Origin of the sequence: Pseudoalteromonas sp. T1lg122, from assembly GCF_002964825.1 — a bacterium.
Classification (GTDB): Bacteria; Pseudomonadota; Gammaproteobacteria; order Enterobacterales; family Alteromonadaceae; genus Pseudoalteromonas; species Pseudoalteromonas gelatinilytica.
In genome coordinates this window covers 273,559-290,071 of sequence record NZ_PQCG01000032.1, presented here as the reverse complement: position 1 = coordinate 290,071, position 16,513 = coordinate 273,559, and the positions used below count along the sequence as shown (strand labels likewise).

Annotated in this window: 12 protein-coding genes; 5 read left to right on the top strand and 7 right to left on the bottom strand. The window is 41.7% G+C overall.

The genetic code is table 11. From position 1 onward, the window contains the following. Positions 1 to 8: 8 nt before the first annotated feature. From C2M33_RS13825 to C2M33_RS13810, 4 genes are all read right to left on the bottom strand, one after another. A complete protein-coding gene (locus C2M33_RS13825; RefSeq protein WP_105174685.1) occupies positions 9 to 2,528 on the bottom strand; it encodes a TonB-dependent receptor plug domain-containing protein in 2,520 nt (839 codons plus the stop codon). A 135-nt stretch (positions 2,529 to 2,663) separates the two neighbouring features. Then, positions 2,664 to 3,644 (bottom strand): GGDEF domain-containing protein, encoded by a 981-nt coding sequence (locus C2M33_RS13820; RefSeq protein WP_233999214.1) that lies wholly within the window; start codon positions 3,642 to 3,644, stop codon positions 2,664 to 2,666. Between the two features lie 158 nt (positions 3,645 to 3,802). Then, positions 3,803 to 4,180 carry a DP-EP family protein gene (locus C2M33_RS13815; RefSeq protein ID WP_063700337.1) on the bottom strand — a complete coding sequence of 126 codons (378 nt, stop codon included), beginning with the start codon at positions 4,178 to 4,180 and terminating at the stop codon, positions 3,803 to 3,805. A 15-nt stretch (positions 4,181 to 4,195) separates the two neighbouring features. Next, positions 4,196 to 7,438: an nSTAND1 domain-containing NTPase gene (locus tag C2M33_RS13810; RefSeq protein ID WP_105174684.1), complete on the bottom strand. Its 3,243-nt coding sequence runs from the start codon at positions 7,436 to 7,438 to the stop codon at positions 4,196 to 4,198. A 238-nt stretch (positions 7,439 to 7,676) separates the two neighbouring features. Between C2M33_RS13810 and C2M33_RS13805 the strand changes: the two genes are divergently transcribed. Next, complete coding sequence (locus C2M33_RS13805) at positions 7,677 to 8,105, top strand: hypothetical protein (RefSeq protein ID WP_105174683.1); 429 nt, start codon at positions 7,677 to 7,679, stop codon at positions 8,103 to 8,105. Further along, positions 8,102 to 8,293, top strand: a complete 192-nt coding sequence (locus tag C2M33_RS13800) for a helix-turn-helix transcriptional regulator (RefSeq protein WP_062570454.1) — start codon at positions 8,102 to 8,104, stop codon at positions 8,291 to 8,293. The genes C2M33_RS13805 and C2M33_RS13800 overlap by 4 nt, the downstream gene beginning before the upstream one ends. A 67-nt stretch (positions 8,294 to 8,360) precedes the next feature. Here the strand turns inward: C2M33_RS13800 and C2M33_RS13795 are convergent, their stop codons facing one another. Further along, positions 8,361 to 9,551, bottom strand: coding sequence for an MFS transporter (locus C2M33_RS13795; RefSeq protein ID WP_063528937.1), 1,191 nt, complete (start codon positions 9,549 to 9,551; stop codon positions 8,361 to 8,363). A 267-nt stretch (positions 9,552 to 9,818) separates the two neighbouring features. On the opposite strand from C2M33_RS13795, the gene C2M33_RS13790 reads away from it, so the two are divergent. Both C2M33_RS13790 and C2M33_RS13785 read left to right on the top strand, forming a co-directional pair. Continuing rightward, a complete protein-coding gene (locus tag C2M33_RS13790) occupies positions 9,819 to 10,670 on the top strand; it encodes a universal stress protein (protein WP_105174682.1) in 852 nt (283 codons plus the stop codon). Positions 10,671 to 10,774: 104 nt separating this feature from the next. Continuing rightward, positions 10,775 to 12,907, top strand: a complete 2,133-nt coding sequence (locus tag C2M33_RS13785) for a TonB-dependent receptor (RefSeq protein ID WP_105174681.1) — start codon at positions 10,775 to 10,777, stop codon at positions 12,905 to 12,907. Positions 12,908 to 13,214: 307 nt separating this feature from the next. Here the strand turns inward: C2M33_RS13785 and C2M33_RS13780 are convergent, their stop codons facing one another. After that, entirely contained in the window at positions 13,215 to 14,072 is an 858-nt protein-coding gene (locus C2M33_RS13780; RefSeq protein ID WP_105174680.1) for an AraC family transcriptional regulator, read from the bottom strand. Between the two features lie 622 nt (positions 14,073 to 14,694). Next, positions 14,695 to 14,841 (bottom strand): DUF2986 domain-containing protein, encoded by a 147-nt coding sequence (locus C2M33_RS13775; RefSeq protein ID WP_105174679.1) that lies wholly within the window; start codon positions 14,839 to 14,841, stop codon positions 14,695 to 14,697. A 156-nt stretch (positions 14,842 to 14,997) separates the two neighbouring features. Between C2M33_RS13775 and C2M33_RS13770 the strand changes: the two genes are divergently transcribed. Next, positions 14,998 to 16,488 (top strand): dipeptidase, encoded by a 1,491-nt coding sequence (locus C2M33_RS13770; RefSeq protein ID WP_105174678.1) that lies wholly within the window; start codon positions 14,998 to 15,000, stop codon positions 16,486 to 16,488. The last annotated feature ends 25 nt before the right edge of the window (positions 16,489 to 16,513 follow it).

Below are 16,513 nucleotides of genomic sequence, written 5' to 3'. Positions count from 1 at the left end.
CTATTTTTTTAGAAGCTATAAGTGATGTTACCGTAAATAAAACGACCATCTAAGCTGTATGGTGCAAAGCCACTATAAGGGAAAATTTGGTTGAAATCGCTATAACCTATATTACTTACAGTATCTTGAGGGTACTGATCGAATAGGTTATTGGCGCCTAATGCAAACTTCCACTGCTCATCAGGGCGGTAAGCCACTTCTAAGTCAGCAATCCATTTAGCATCAAGTACTTCATCACCATCTTCACTGCTTGCAGTATCAACTACTTCACCATAACGAGTTGCTCGTAATGTTGTTTGGAAGTTTTCATAATCCCATGTTGCAGATAGGTTCCATTTATCGGCTGGAGTACCTTTTTCAAAGCGTGTGATTTCGCGACGAGAGAAATACTCGTAGCTATCGCCAAGCGCCTCTAATTCAGGTGGATTTTCTTTAACGTGTGTTACTTCAGTGTCGTTAAAGTTAACCGCTGCACTTAAGCGTAAATCACCATAGTTTTCTAAGCCTAGTGAGTAGGTCGCAACAATATCAACACCTTGCGTACGTGAATCAATGGCATTAGTAAAGTAACGAACGCGCTGCGTATTTACTTCGCCCGCTTCGGCTAAAATCGCTTCAACTTCTGAGCCACTTAAGTTTTCAGACAAAACGATACGGTCGTCAATTTCAATGCGATACGCATCTAGGGTTAAGCTAAAACCGCCTTGCGTAAAGATGAAACCCGCTGTCATATTTACTGATTCTTCTGCTTCAAGTTCACGAGCACCTAAAGCTTGCGCTGCTGGCTCATCAACTGGGAATAAGCCCACTTCATTTGGCACACCATTTTCAAAGACAGTGCTTACTGATTTATATGATGTTTGTGCAAGTGATGGCGCTCTAAAACCTGTGCTAATTGCACCACGTAGCGACAGCGACTCGTTAATGCTGTAGCGCGAAGCAAGTTTAGAGGTAAAAGTACTACCAAAATCACTGTAATCTTCAAAACGACCTGCTAAAACAAGGTTCCAATCTGTCGTTATGTAAGTATCAAACTCTGCAAACACCGCAATGTTATGACGGCTTTTATCTGTTGCACTTTCTGGTGAGAAACCAGGTAACACTTGCGCGCCACCGGCAGCAACAGGGTTACCATCGTCATCTAATACAGTGAGGTAAGAGGCTGTTTCACCTGCTTTTATTTGGTAGTTTTCGTGACGATACTCAGCACCAATCGTAACAAACACATCATCAGGTAAACCTAAATCTAGTGTGTTGCTAGCATCCATATTCACTAGGTATTGTTCATAAACAAGCGAGCCATCATCAAATTCTGTTGGGCTGCTAACACCCATCGAGGTATTTAAGCTGTTGCTTACGCCAATACCAAAGTCATTGCGACCATAATTGGTGCTTACATCCCAAGCCCAATCATTAGTTTCGCCATTTAGACCAATCGCAAATGAGTAGTCATCAACATCGGTATCAATTTGCGGTAAGAAACCATCAGGATACACTTCAGTTAAGTTACGTGAATCTTTAGCGCGACGATAAAAACCACCTGAGTTACCTTTACGGTTTGAGTAACTTGCAAATGAGTAAAGCGACAGCGAGTTATCAAACTCATAACCTAGGTTATAAAAAAGCGCGAAGTCTTCGATATCGGCTTTACCAAAACGGTGGTTATAGCGGTCAAAGTCAAATTCACGCGAATCTAAATCGCCATTCTCATCACGGCTATATTGCTCACGTGCATCAAAGCCAGAGCGATTTGTTGGCTCGTTATTACGTGACTCAATCGACACGTTAATAAAGCCATTATCGCCTAGTGCGAAACCTGCATTAGCACTTGCTGTGCGCGTAATGCCGTCGTTTACTTCACGGTCGCTGCCAGTTTCAAAGCTTAAGTTGCCTTCGCTATCTGTTGAAGTGTTTAGTAGCTGAGGAGAGCCTGCCATTTGTGTGTCGTATTCACCGTATGTGTAGCTCACACTACCGCCTTCATCGGCATCTTTTAATACAATATTGATCACACCGGCAATCGCGTCAGAACCGTATTGAGCTGCAGCGCCATCACGCAGAATTTCAACACGTTTAATCGCAGAAGTCGGAATATTATTTAAATCTACGGCCGTTGAACCACGGCCAACCGTACCATTTAAGTTTAATAATGCACCGGCATGGCGGCGTTTACCATTAATCAGCACTAATGTGTGATCAGGAGCAAGGCCACGTAAAACAGCTGGTTTTGCGTGGTCAGTACCATCAGCAATGGTGGCACTTGGGTAGTTAAAGCTTGGTAACTGTGATGCTAATACTTGGCTCATATCAAGCTGACCTGTGCTTGATAAATCGCGGCTTGTTAATAAATCGACAGGCACGGTACTTTCAGAAATACTACGAAGGCTTCGGCGAGTACCAGTAACAGAAATAACTTCAACATCTTGAGCGGCGTTGTCAGTTGTTTGCTCAGCAGCGATTGCAGTCACTGATGTAGCGAGTGTACTTGCAATTGCGAGTTGCAAAGGTACTTTTTTAAAAAATGTCATTGTTGATCCCTTCTGACGTTGATTTCGCTTCGCAGTTTATCAATAAAAAAGGAACAAACAAATAACATAAAAGTATACTATATGATTATCTAAACAAGCTATTTAGCTCACTGTGTTTACATTATATTAACTTGGTTAAGCGCTAATGCTTATTTTATTTCTACCCTCTGTTTTTGCTCGGTATAAAGCAGTATCTGCTGCACAAATTAATGCCTCTGAAGTACGATATTGATTATTAAACTCACAGGCAATTCCTTGGCTTACACTTATTCTAAAATCACTTGGTAAACCTATATCAGTAAATGGCATGTTATTTACTTTTATTTGAATATGTTTAGCAATGGCAGCGGCCGTGTCTTTTTGACAGCGGGGTAATATAATGGCAAATTCTTCACCGCCATAACGCGCTGCTAAACAATCACGAGAAGGGAGTGATTCTGCGATTATAGTTGCTACTTTTTGTAAGCATTTATCGCCTTTTACATGACCGAATCGGTCATTGAATAATTTAAAGTAATCGATGTCGATTAATATAGTGCTAATAGCTTGATTAGTTTGTACGCTTTCTTGCCAATGCTCTTTTAATGATTCTTCAAGGGTTAATCTATTTGCAAGGCCGGTTAAATGGTCAGTGGTGGCCTGTTTAATTAAGCGGTTATACTGTTCTTTGTGTGATGATAAATCATGTAATACACAAATAAATAAATTTTCTGCAACGGCAATGTTTTTTGGCAGGCTCGATATACATAAATCTGCCTCAAGGGTTTTACTGTCGGCACGGTTTATTTTAACTTCGTTTGGCCCAAGGCTTATCGGCGAGTCTTTATGGTCTAACCAGCTAAGTAGGGTATACATGTATTTATCACGGTCGGTGTCGTGTAGGTAATGTAAAATGTTTTGCCCGATTAACGCTTCTTGGTTGTCACCTAAAAGCTGTGCCGCCATCGGGTTTGCAAATTCAAACGTGCCTTGGCCATTAATGATAAACACTCCCTCAGGAATGTTCTGAAACATTTGGGCAATCAGCGCAAGTTGCTCTGAATTGATAGACTGCGGTAGTGCGTTTTTCGCTTCTGATTTATTAGTGCTTGGTTGTTCATTTTTATTAGTAGACACGTTCGTTTCCTTTTTGCCGATGCAAACGATTTTGGTGTCTATAAAGTTACTTAAAAAAGTGCAAATTAACCTTCTGGTAATCTTCTGATTTTAAGTTGTTGTTTTTGAACTTAAAAAGACTCCTTGGTGGAGCCTTGTGTTGGTGTTATTTCTAGATTTTATACTTCTTCTTTATTTTCAAACTGTGGATCTTCGCTTTGATATTCCTCACCATTGCAGCTAACCGTGAAGATCATACATGCTGTACCGCTGTTTTCATCGGTATCTGAAATATTGATTACCGTACCAGCGTTTGTAACCTCGTAACTGAAATCTTTAGCACAGTCACCCTCATGATTACTAAAAGTAGCGGCAGAAAATAAGAACCCTCTTTTTTGAGTTTCTTCATTTAGGGTGTAAATCCCAAGACTATTTCTTTCTGTAACAACCCCACCTCCAGATACTTGCTGACCATCTTGGAAGTATGTAAATACGGCTTTTTTGTTGCTATCTAATTCAATATTCACTGTGAAATTGTATACTTTACCTTCACTCATGTTTTTTCCTTTACTTTATAGTTGAAAATTAATTATTCCCAGTTCTCTTACCGGAACAATGGTCGCTTCTATTTCGTGTGATTTATTTAGGCAGGTATATGCCTGAATTAATGGGTAAGTAAATTTTATACTTTTAGTTTTTTTACTTATTTTATTTAGAGTGGTTGCTGCGTCTTCACATAAAGAATTTTTTTCTTGTTGTGATTTAGCTAAACGAGCTTTAATTAACAAGATTCTTGTATGAAGTCGTGCATTGTCTATATCCAGTGCGCTGGATAACATGTTATTTTCATCCAGGCTTTTTAAAAGATTTAAAGCCCTTTTAATATTATTTCTATTAATGAAATATTCTATCAAGCTAATTTTTGTACCAATAACTTGTCTATTCGATGACTTGTTGGTACCTAAAAACTCTATTATTTCACTAACTCTATTATCTATATTTGGGTTATCAGAGAGAGAGAGTTGATAAGCTAGAAACTGATAGTATGTTCTTTCAATAGTTTTATTTTGAACATCTTGCAATCTCGCTTTGTTAATTGTTTCTGTTGCTTGCTTTGCTTTTTCGTAAGATTTTGATTTATCAGGGAAGTAACTTAATAAGTAGCTTTGCTGGATATGTTTATATGCTAACGATGTTAATACACTAGCATCGGCCGGATACTTAGTTAACATTTTATTTGTTTCATTTTCTGCATGTTCAAAAATCTTGAGAGCTTCATTGAAATGCCCTAAGTTTTCTTCAGTACTTGCAATCCAACTGATGGTATCTGTCTTATCGCGTAATAGATTTTTGTTATTAGGTTTTAGCTCAAGGGCTTGGTTTTTAAGTTTTAAAGATTCAGTAAAGTTCTGTTTTGCGAGAGCGTAGTCAAATTGCTTTAAGTACAATGAACCTAACGAGTTATAAGAATAAGATAACTCCATAATTGAGTTAAAATCGTTGGGTGCTAATGTGTACATTTGTTTGCTGTGCTCTTGGTAGCGTTTTATCCAAGGTTCGGCGCCTGTATAGTCACTGTTATCAAAGTTTAATTGCCCAAGCCAGAAAGCATTAGCCCCTGCAAGCATTAAAACATCAAGGTTGTTGGGTTGAATTTTTAGTAATGATTCTAGGCGCGTTCGTGCATTATCAAAGGCGGTGAAGGCCTCGTCGGTTTTGCCGCGAGAGTAGGCGACTTCGCCCATGGCCTCTAAGGTTTGAGCGTATTGAAAACGGTTATTAAACTCGGCTTGTTTATCGCTAAAGTCAAACAACGAGGCTGCTTCTTCGTCTTGATTGGTAAAATACTCAAGGGCTTTGTTGCTAATACCATCCAGTAAATCCATGCGCTTAACGCTTCTGAGTTTATCGGCAAATTCACCGACCATAAAACCCAATAAACTTTCGGCCTCTTGGCGTTTTTGTTTTGCTATTTGTTCGGCGTGATAGCTGCGCACGCTCATAAATGTGGCAATAAAGGTTAAGCACACAAGTGCAGCCGCCGTTATTTGTAACATGCGTTTTTTACGTTTCGCTTTATTGTTAGAAGCTTTAATTAACGCTTGTTCGTCACTCGATAAGCTAAACATAGGGTTACTCACAAGGCTTTGTGCTTCTTGCAGCGGTTTGCCTTGCGCTAATAAAAAGTCGCTGTGTTTATGTTCTAGCAGCCATCGCTCGGTGGCAAGTTGCACACGGCTTTGAATTGCTAAGCTTTGTTGATGCTCTTGCACCCAATCTATGGCGCGTTGCCAATGGCGCAGCAGCGCTTCGTGGGCAAGGCTAAAGCAGGCTTGCTCATTTTTAAGGTGCGACACAAACAAACGGCTGTCGACCATGGCCTGAACAAGCTTGGTCGCAGCAGGGCTGGTTAATTCGCTCCAATGTGCTGCACGGCTGGTGAGCGTTTCGCCATCTGGGTTTAAGGTGATCAGTTTAGAAAGGACTGCGGCAAGTTCAGTTTGTTGGTCTTTGGGTAATTGGCAAAATACCTGTTCGGCTTTTTGGCCGATGGCTCCTTCGATGGTGCCAAGCGCTTGGTATTCAGAAAACAATAATTCGTTGTCTGGGCTGCGCTGCAAGTAAAGCTGCTGCAAGGTGTATTGCAGCATCGGCAATGCATCAGGGTTATTGGCAGTATCGTTACAAAGTTGTTCATCAAGCGGTGTGTGATGCTCTGGGTGATGTTGCCAACTTAAGCCTGCTGCAAGTGCTGGCAAACGGATCATTTGCTTAAGCTCAGAGCGAGTTGGCGCTAATAAATCAAAGTGTGCGCCATTGGCTTTGCCCGCCATTAAACTTGGTTGACTCACTACTTGCGGGTAAAAGTCATTACGACAGGCACTAAAAATGATCATGCAGCCACTTGTTGCTAAGCGCTCAATAAGAGCTAAAAGCTGGTTGCGCTCGTCATCGCTAAATAACGGCGATGACAATAGCACTTCGAGCCTGTCGATAAATAAAAATAAATAGGGCGTAGTGCGCTCTTTATTTAGCGCTGCAAGTGCTGCTTTACAGCGGGAAATAACCTGTTCTGGGTCTTTTAATAACAATTCAGCCAACGCATCGGCGCTTATATCGCTAAGTACAGGTGCGTCGTTTATTTCTAAATCGAGCAAGGTTGAGGCTAAATCAAGCAGTAAGCGCTCTTTGCTGACATCGGCAAAGTCGAGTTGGCAGTAACTGTGTACTCTAATGCCATCGTAGCCATTACTCGACATTAAAGCGGGCAATACACCTGCGTTAACTAACGACGATTTACCCGAACCACTGGCTCCCAAAATTAAGCAAAATGCGCGACCAAACTCAATTTGAGCCGATACCCGCTGTAGCAAAGTGGCAATTTGTTTGTTACGACCAAAAAATACATCGGCTTGCTCTGGTGAAAATGCACTTAAGCCAACAAAGGGCGAGTCACCTTGCCAACTGGTTTGGCTGGCTTTTTGTTCTTCGTTGAGTGGAAAGTTGATTTCGGCAATTACTCGATAACCGCGTTTACGAATGGTTTCTATGTAATGCGGATCGCTTGCTTTATCGTCAAAGGCTTTACGTAATTGGGTGATCACTTTATGCAGGGGATTGTCACCCAGCGCTACATTTGGCCAGCAATGGCTGATAATTTCTTCGCTCGTTAGTAGCTCACCTTGTTTTTCGCATAGCAGCAGTAATACATCCATCGCCTTGGGTTCAAGATGCTTTGTTTGTTCACCGCGCCTGATTGAATTAGTGGCCGGGGTAACTTGCCATTCGCCAACGAAAAACAGTGCCGTATTCATAGTGTTATCTTCATTGTTATTGTTAGAAACGCAGTCCGATTGGACCGATTTTTTATAAGACTACGCGATACTTTGATTAATACAATATTATGAGATTAACAGCAAGCGCCTTGCCTTTTCTGACATTAAAAAATCATATTGATGTCGTGTATATAAAACTTTTTGTAAAGTTTGTTTGACTTTTTGTGTTGCTAGGTTAATCTTTAGTCAAGTTTACTTTACTTTTAAGGTGAGAATAATGAATCAAACAGGATTAACCTTTAAACAACGTAATAAGCAGAACACACTAAACCTCGCTAAATGGACATCAGCATGGGTTATTACATTAGCAATTGCCTCATTTGGGCCGCATTTTTTATGGCAAGAGCAGGCTGTTTTTAGTGTTGTGGCAATCTTAATTAATGTAGTAGTTGGCATCATGATGATTTTATCTAACAAACGACAACTTCAAGGAATGGATGAGCTGCAGCAGCGTATGCACCTTAATGCAATGGCGATTACCTTGGGTGCAAGCTTAGTATTTGGTTTAGCTTATTCGGTGGTGCAATCAAGCGGTTTAATAAGCTTTAAAGAAGATATATCGCACCTCGTACTCTTTATGGGCTTAACCTATTTAGTGAGTCTTTTAATGATGAATAAGCAGTTAAACGACGAGGGCGAAGAATGAAAAACCGCTTGAAAGTGCTTCGTGCTGAGCACAATTACACCCAAGCAAAATTAGCCGAATTACTCGATGTATCAAGGCAAACCGTGAATGCTATCGAAAAAGGTAAATTTGATCCAAGTTTGCCATTAGCATTTAAAGCCGCGCGTTTATTCAACCTGAGTATCGAAGAGATATTTCAGGATGAGTAAGTCTGATAGCCTTCAGCCTTCAGCCTTCAGCCTTCAGCCTTCAGCGATCAGACTGACAGCTGAGAGCTTAAGGCTTATAGCTTTGTCTTTTCATCTGCATCGCACTTAACGACCACATTAAAAAACCACCTAAGAATAGTGCCGCAGAAACATAGCCTGTTTGACTAGGGAGTGCGCCTTCGGCAATAGCCATGCCGCCAAGCCAGGGGCCAATAGCATTGGCTGTATTAAACGCACACTGTACTAACGCACCAATCATGGCATGCCCTTGTGGTGACACATCCATTAATAGCGATTGGATCACGGTACCTAAACCAACACTAAAACCAATAAAGAAAATCACTGCGTATAACAGCCAAATATTATGACTTGCGCTTACATAACTGGCTGCAAATACTACAGCACCAATTAGCGCTGCGCCTGTGGTTTTCAGCGGTGAGTGGTCAGCGGCTTTACCTAATACATAGTTACCTAAAGTACAGCCAATACCAAACATGATCATAGCAATAGAGATAGTGTAAGCAGGGGTATGGGTGACTTCTAAAATAGTGTCGGCAATGTAAGTGTAAACACAAAATACGCCACCAAAACCAATAATGATGATACCCAGAATAGTCCATACGAGCTTGTTCTTTAATACACTTAACTCATCGAGAATCGATGTTGGCGCGGTATTTTTTACGTTAGGTACGTATTTCACAATCAATACCAAGGCAACTAATGCAAGTACAGCGGTACCTGCCAAACAATAACGCCAGCTAAAGTTTTGCCCCACTAGGGTGACCATGGGCACACCAACGATAGTAGCAATGGTTAAACCCATAAATACTTTTGACATAAAGCTTGCGCGTTTATCGGCAGGGGCAATGTCGGCAGCCAATAAAATAGCAGCGGCGAAGTAGGCACCGTGTGGTAAACCACTTAAAAAGCGAAATAAAATAAGTTGCTCAAGCGAGTTTGCAAAAGCACTTAAGCCATTGAATAAAAACATCATACTGACAAACATCAACAGTGCATTGCGCTTACGCATGTTGGCGGTTGTGATCATAAATAGCGGTGCACCGACAACTACGCCAATCGCGTAAGCACTGATTGCATAACCACTTTGCGCTGGCGTAGACGAAAATGTTTCGCTGATCAGGGGCAACATTGGCATCATAGAAAATTCTGATAGGCCTAAAATGAATGTGCCTAAAGCCAATACTATCAGAATGGTAAACGTGCTTGCGTTGCCTTGGGAGTTGGCTACGTTAGTCATGTAATTCCTTTAAAATAAATTTAAAAACAAAATAGATTTTTGATAATTGAAAGTGCCAGCAACAAATACTTTGTTCTGGAGTAGAGATGTGTGCCCAGCACTATTGTAATACAAATTAATAGGGTTGATACAGTACTTTTTGGAACGTTCTATATTTGTTTGCTATAAGAAAATAACCTGAACTTCTTAAGTCTTTGCTGTTCAAAATAAATACAGAGAAAAAGCCAACTATACTTGGTGAATTAAATTGGTTTAAAGGAGAGTGTAATGAAAAAGATATTTGCTTGTATCGACGGTTCATGCATGACCGATGCGGTGACAGAAGCGGCTATTTGGATTTCTAAGCGCTCCAGCCATCCAATTAATTTTCTGCATGCATTAGAGCCACCTTTGCCACAGGGCAGTGATGATTTAACCGCAATTATTGGTTTAGGTTCGCAAACCTCATTGTTAGAGCAATTGGCAAAACTTGAGCAAGAACGCAACAAAGTGGCGTCGCAGCATGGTCAATTATTGCTAGATGAAGCAATGAAAAAAGCCGAGCATGCAGGCCTAACCGAGATTGAGCAACAGCAGCTTTCAATGAGTCTTGTTGATGCCTTACTTGAACATGAAGACAATGCCCGTGTGATGATTATTGGCCGCTCTGGTAAAGGCCATTACGATGATTTTAAAGTACTGGGCTCGCATATTGAAACGCTGATCCGTCAGGTGCATACCCCGGTTGCGATTGTGCCGCCGCAATTTCATGAGCCTACAAACTTTATGCTGGCTTATGATGGCAGCGAAAGTACCGACAAAGCGATTACACAAATTATCAAGGGCGGGATTTTATCCGGCTTAGATTGCCACTTGGTGATGGTTGATAAACAAGACGGTCACTGCCAAGACAAACTCGATACTGCCTCAGCAAGGTTGGCTGAAAACGGCTTTAATGTGAGAGCGCGCATGCTCGATGGCGATGTTTACCAAGCGCTGTGGCGATATAAAAGTGACCACGCCGTTGACTTAATGGTGATGGGCGCATTTGGTCACTCTAAATGGCGACAATTCTTTTTAGGCAGCACGACCTTAAAAATGCTTGAAGATAGCCGTATCCCTTTAGTGGTGTTGCGCTAAGTTATTTACCTGTGACAGGGTGCGACAATATGTCACGTGTTCAGACTAATTAATGAGTTTTATAATCGACGTCATTAATTATTTGCTTTGATTTTAAAAGAGTTATGAACACGCAATTTTCTCGCCCTGGTTTTTTATTTTCTAAAATTGCTGCAGCACTTAGCTGTGTTTTAAGTATTTCGGCCTTTGCTGATGATTCTATTGAAGTGATAGAAGTACAAGGTCATGCCCAAAATAACCATCAATTAGTTGGCTCTGCAGACGCGTTACTTAAAGATTTAGGTGTTGATTTTTCAGCGGCCGGAGGGGTGTCTAACTTGCCGGTGATGAACGGCATGATGGGCGATAGAGTTAAAGTTTTAGTCGATGGTGCTGATGTTACAGCAGCGTGTGCTAATCAAATGAACCCGCCACTCTCTTATGTGTCGGCAAACCAAATTGCCTCTTACAGTGTTGTTGCTGGTGTATCACCGGTAAGCAGTGGCGGTGATAATATTGCCGGCGTTATTAGGGTAAATACGATTGCTCCTGAATTTAGTGATACAGAATCAGTGAACTGGCGCGCAGGCTATGTTACAGCAGCATACAAAAGCGTTAACGATAGCCAAGCATACGCGCTAGGTGCCAGCCTTGCGAGCAAACAGTTTAGCTTGTCTTACCAAGGCAGCTTTGAAGATGCTAACAGCTATGATGATGGGCATGGTGAGCGTGTACTTGATACCTTATATCGAGTGCAAAATCATGCCTTAACGGGCGCTGTTCGTGATGAGAAACAACAGCTTGTGGTTAAGCTGACGCATCAAAAAATTCCTTATCAAGGCTTTGCAAATCAATACATGGATATGACCGATAACACCAGCTATGGTTTCGTTGCTCAGTATCAACGTGAGCTTGAAAATGGTGATTTGCAGGTGCAAGTGAATGCGCATGATGTAAAACACGAAATGGGTTTTTTCAGTAATGAGAAAACCGGCATGATGCCAATGAATACCGATGCACAAGATTACAGTTACCAAGTTCATTGGCGCACTGATTTATCAAAACAGTCATCATTAATGCTAGGGCAAGAATATTACGGATATCGAATTGATGATTGGTGGCCGGCGGTTGCAGGGTCAATGATGATGGGCCCAAATGAATACGTAAACATTAACGATGGCAAACGTGACCGCCTCGCGGCATTTGCTGAGTACCAAAACCAAGTAAACCAAGCATGGTGGGTGTCGGCAGGTGTTCGTGTTGAGCAAGTCACCACAGATACTGGCGAAGTGCAGGCTTATAACGAAGGTGGCATGAGCGGTATGGCTAATATGGGCTCAATGATGGATATGTCAAAAACCGACGCCCAAGCTGCGATGGAATTTAACCAATTAGACCGTAAACGTGACGACACTTTAGTTGATATCAGCTTGCTTGCTCGCTATCAATTATCGAATAACGATGAGCTGCAATTTGGTTTAGCTCGTAAAAACCGCGCACCTAATTTATATGAGCGTTACAGCTGGGGTGTAGGTACGATGGCAACCACCATGATTGGTTGGTTTGGTGATGGTAATGGTTATATTGGTAACCCAGATTTAGAAGCCGAAACAGCTCATACGTTAAGCTCTAGCTACACCAAATTAGCCAAAGACGATAGCTGGCAAGTAACGGCAAATGTTTGGTACACGCAAGTAAATGATTATATTGATGCTGAAGTGACTAAAAGCTTTAATCGCACTGACATGGCGCATACCAAGCGCAATATTCTTACTTTTACGAACCTAGATGCGACACTTTACGGTGCAAAACTGGCGGGCTTGGTAGAGCTTTACAACACAAAGCAAGCAGGAAAGTGGCAGTTAAAAGGCTCACTAACCAGTACTCATGGCGAGCGTGATGATAGCAATGAAGACTTATATCAAATTATGCCACTGCACACTGAGCTGAGCCTAGAGCACGAATACAAAGGCTGGCAAAACGCACTGAGCTGGCAATGGGTTGATAGTAAAACCCATGTTGATGAGCGCCGTTTAGAAAACCAAACCGACAGCTATCAGTTACTGGCTATATCAAGTCAGAAAACGTGGCAAAATTTAACCTTTAAGTTAGCAATTACTAACTTACTTGATGAATACTACCAACAGCCACTTGGCGGTGTAAGCATTGCTAATTACAAGCAAGATATGAGCAATGGTTTTGAACAACTTGCCGGACAGGGCCGCTCGTATAATGCCAGTGTGAGTTATAGGTTTTAGAGAAAGCTATCAGCTTTCAGCTGTCAGTTTGAAGCTGAACGGTGTTGCTTACAGGCCTTTACCAAAGGCCTAGCTCGTAGGAGGTACTTTAGTGCCGAAAATATCTTCACAAAGAAAATGACGAGCTGTCAGCTTTCAGATTAAAAACCAGAGTTTCTAGTTACGAGAGTAAAGTTAGCAAGTCAGGTCACGTGTCCGATACAAATGTGAAATAAGCTGTCGTAGGCGTGAAATTTATTTCGCGCGTTATCTTTTTATATTGCGCGATGTAAAATCGCGCCTACAATCTTTGCCTCGAAACTCGCGATCATTTTATCGGCAAATATATATCCGTTTGCAGATCACATTCATCAACTTCATGGATGAGGTTGAGATAATGAAAGAAGCAGGGGAAGTCTCTGACCTCTTCGCCGCTTTGCACCAGCCATTCACGGTATAAGTAGTAAACTGTTTCGCTAATGGTGTCATGAGAGCCATTATGACGAACAACGGCGCAGCGTCCTGCTGGAATTTCACCATTTCGCACACCTTGCGGGTTTTCAGTAATCGGTGAGGTGATACTGCCTGCGAAGTCAAAACGAAACGCATCGTCTTCAGTGGTGGCCGGATCGCTATACGGGATCCCATACGTGTTACTGGTTTTAACAGGTGAGAAGCCTGATTCTTTGCGCCACTCAATAAATTGTGCAGCGGTATTCATCAGGGTATTTGCAGCGCCTTGGTGGGTTAATAAAGCCACCGGCTGTGCTTTAAAATCAACAATGTTTACATTCATAGGGCAAACCTTTTTGTCAGGTAATGAAAATTCAAACTGTGAGTGCCAATTAGGCCAGTTTGGTTTGCTTCTGAATTCGCTTGGCGACTGTGTAAAGGTGCGCTTAAAAGCACGACTAAATGCTTCTGGGCTATCAAATTGCGCTTCTAATGCAACATCAATAATTTTAAGTTGATGCTCAAATGCAAGTCGAAATGAGGCACGCTTTAAGCGCGCAAGCTGCGCATATTTGGTAACACTTAGGCCAACTCCAGCGGCAAATAAACGATGAAAATGATATTTCGAACAACATGCTACCTCACTGAGTGTCTCCAGTGATAAAGGTTCATCAAGGTGCTGGCTAATGTAATCACAGACCAGCTCAATGCGTTGTTGTTGCTTCGTTTTCATGGTTACTCGTTAATGCTTTTCAGAAGTGGGGCCAGTTTGCCATGGCCCCTAAGTCGTTACCTGATTGAAATTGCGCATTTTGCTTAACATTCACGAATTGTAGCAGCTGCTTTTAAGTCAGAGAAAGTGTTCGAAGTTTCTAGAAAAAATCAGTTTGGGATAGTTAAGTAAATACTTTTTGTTTTCCTCTAAAGCGCAGCGCCTCTTATCCTCTTTGTGAAAATAAATATCTTTGACGTAGGCGTGAAATTTATTACGCGCGTAAATACCTTCACAAAGAGAAGAGAATTACGAGCCGTCAGCTTTCAGCTGTCAGTTTGAAGCTGAACGGTGCTGTTTGCAGGCCTTTACCAAAGGCCTAGCTCGTAGGAGGTACTTTAGTGCCGAAAATAGATTCACAAAGAGAACTGAATGAGAAGACAATGAGGAAGTAATAACATAACTTTGTTGTTTTCCTCTAAAGCGCAGCGCCTCATATCCTCTTTGTGCAAATAAATGTCTTTGATGAAGCGTGAAGTTAATTAGCGTATTGCGCGACATAAAATCGCGCTTTAAATTTGACCGCTGACCGCTGACCGCTGACCGCTGACCGCTGACCGCTGACCCCTGACCGCTAGGTATTTTAACTTTCCTGCTCAGCTTCTTGCTGTGCTAATTTTTCGCGATCTGCCTTTGAGATGTATGCCGGCTTATTGCTTTTATGCAACTTGGCATTGGCGCGCTTATCTTTTTGCTTAAGTTTAGTGAAGATCTTTTTTCTGCGGTTCATGAGTCTAACAAACGAATTAATAGGGTGAGTGGCTATTGTACCTTGTTGGTATTTTTAAGCGATCTATTTTGCTTGAATTAGAGATGTTATGTCGGCGTTATAAGCGTTACAATCAAGGCGACTTTCTAAAAACCTTCTTAAACTCTGGAGCTTATCTTGAAACATTCATTACTTGCTGCATTTTTATTAAGTGCTTTCTCTAGTCAGGCAGCTGTGTCTGAGCAAAGTGAAAAGCTGGCTAACTACGCGGTAGAGCAATATCAACAAGCGCAAATTCATACCTTAGAGAATTTAGTTTCGTATCCAACGGTAAATAAAGAAGGTCTAGCGACTCCTGATAACCCAGATTTCATTGGCTTTAAGTCGTTCTTAAAAATGAAAGCGGCGCAGTTTGGTTTTGATTATCAAGATTTAGGCTACACAGTGTTAATTGGCATGGGTAACCAAGCTGACAAAGTAACCATAGTAACCCATGGTGATGTGCAACCTGCAGATGCTAGTAAATGGCAGCAAAGTCCATTTGAAATGGATAAAACCTCTGAGCCAGGAAAGCTAATTGCACGTGGTACAGAAGATGATAAAGGTGCAATTGCGACTGCACTGCATGCAATGAAGGCGATTAAAGATAACGGTATTACTTTAAATAACCGTATTGAATTAATGGTTTACCTTGCAGAAGAGTCTGACTGGGCACCACTCGAAGAGTTCATGAAAACCTATCAGCAACCTAAATATGCTGTCACTATTGATGCTTCATACCCTGTGGTTGTTGCAGAAAAAGGCTGGAGCTTAATTGCGCCGACTTTCTCTGCGACCTCAGCACAAACAGGCTTATATGTTAGTGGCTTAAAAGGCGGCGCCTTTGTTAGCCAAATCCCTGAAGATGCCAGCGTGTTAGTACATAACGCTGATGCGGCGACAGTGGCTAAATTACACGACAATGTCGCTCAGCTTAAAAACGTCAAAGTGGCGATGACAGAGCAAGACAATAGCTTGTTAGTCCAAGTGAAGGGGATTTCAGCGCATTCATCTGAGCCAGAAGCGGGTGAAAATGCCATTGCGCACCTTGCAGAAATCTTTAAAGGTATTGATCTTGAGAACAATAGCGATGGCCAAGCAATTGAGTTTATCAATCAGCTAATTGGCCTTGATTTATACGGCGCGCAATTCGGTGAAATTGGTTACAAGCATGATTTTATGGGCCCGATGACTGTATCGCCAACCTTATTAAGCCGCGACGGTAACGACATTAAACTGTCGATTAATATGCGTCGTCCGGTAGGTAAACAAGAAGCTGTGCTTAAGCAGCAAATTAATGAAGCGCTTAGCGCTTGGCAAACCACTAATAATGTCACTTTAAAAGACACTAAAGTGGTAATTGGTACGCCAATGCTGTTAGATGGTGCGCCTCATGCAGAAGCATTACTCGATATCTTTAAGCACTTTACTGGCGATAAAGACGCGGGCTTTGTGTCAATTGGTGGTGGCACAAATGCTAAACTATTTGATAATGCGGTGTCATTCGGTCCATCAATGCCAGGTAAAAAGTACACAGGCCACTCAGAGCATGAGTTTATTACTGAAGAGCAGTTAGCACTGAACTTAAAAATGTACACTGCAATGATGATGAAGCTAGGTAATATGTAATTCTATAAACTGAAAACGCCGCTTT